The sequence below is a fragment of the Vibrio sp. Vb1574 genome, assembly GCF_033338675.1.
Window position 1 is genome coordinate 1 of the sequence record NZ_JAWOTC010000194.1, and the last position, 1,430, is coordinate 1,430.

At 48.6% G+C, this 1,430-nt stretch carries 2 protein-coding genes; both read left to right on the forward strand.

The features are described 5' to 3' along the window. The coding region (gene rluD / locus R7O12_RS24730) for a 23S rRNA pseudouridine(1911/1915/1917) synthase RluD (RefSeq protein WP_318126698.1) at positions 1-846 on the forward strand (846 nt) is incomplete at its 5' end. 1 nt (position 847) lies between these two features. Continuing rightward, a partial coding sequence (pgeF, locus tag R7O12_RS24735; RefSeq protein ID WP_318126699.1) for a peptidoglycan editing factor PgeF occupies positions 848-1,430 on the forward strand: 583 nt, incomplete at its 3' end.

Consider the following 1,430-nt stretch of genomic DNA (forward strand, 5'->3'; position numbering starts at 1 on the left):
GTTCAAGTGAATGGTGAAGTTGTCACTAAACCTCGCACCAAAGTTATGGGGGGCGAGGAAATTACATTGCAAGCCGAGTTAGAAGATGAAGAACGCTGGGAAGCGCAAGATATCCCACTAGATATCGTCTACGAAGATGATGACATCATCGTAATCAATAAGCCTCGTGACTTCGTCGTTCACCCTGGTGCTGGTACACCAGATGGTACCGTGCTGAATGCATTGCTACATCATTACCCAGACATCGCAGAAGTACCGCGAGCGGGCATCGTGCATCGTCTTGATAAAGACACCACAGGTCTGATGGTTGTGGCGAAAACCGTTCCAGCGCAAACTCGTTTGGTTCGTGCCCTGCAAAAACGCAACATCACGCGTGAGTACGAAGCGATTGCAATCGGTCGTATGACAGCGGGTGGTAAAGTGGATCAACCAATTGGTCGCCACTCGACTAAACGCACACTCATGGCTGTAGCTCCTTTGGGTAAACCTGCGGTAACGCACTACCGTGTAGCAGAACACTTCCGTGAGCACACGCGTATCCGTCTGCGTTTGGAAACGGGTCGTACTCACCAAATCCGTGTTCATATGTCTTACCTACAGCATCCTCTGTTAGGTGATACTGCCTACGGTGGTCGTGCACGTATTCCTACTGGTGCATCGCAGGAACTGACGGACATGATTCGTGGTTTCGATCGTCAGGCGCTACACGCCGTAATGCTTCGTTTTGAACACCCGATAACTGGTGAAGAACTGGAATTCCATGCTCCAGTGCCAGACGATATGGTGGCTATGACAGAAGCGCTGCGTAAAGACACTGAAGAATACGGTCTACCGGACGAGTTTTAAGATGAAGGCAATCATTCCTAACTGGTCTGCACCTAAAAATGTCAAAGCCTTTGCTTCTACGCGAGTTGGTGGCTTTTCGACAGGCTCTTATCAAGGGTTAAATCTCGGTGCACACGTTGGGGATGATGCTTCTATCGTAGCGAAGAATCGTCATTGGTTGGCGCAGCAAGCGAATATGCCAAGTGCGCCAATTTGGTTAAACCAAACTCATTCTACTGTCGTTGCCCATGCGAATGCTCCTACGTCAATAGTGCTTGATGCTGATGGTATCTTCACATCGGCGAGTAATGTTGTGTGTTCTGCCATGACTGCTGATTGTTTGCCTGTACTACTGACGAATACTCAAGGTACTCAAGTTGCAGCAGTTCATGCTGGTTGGCGTGGTTTGGCAAATGGTATCGTTGAAAATGCTCTCGCATTATTTTCGGGTGATGTGATGGCATGGTTAGGGCCTGCTATTGGTCCACAGGCGTTTGAAGTGGGCGAAGATGTTCTACAAGCGTTTGTCGATTTTGACTCAAATGCTCAGCGCGCATTTACTGCTCGTAATATAGAAGGTAAATGGCTTGCCAATATGTCGCAAT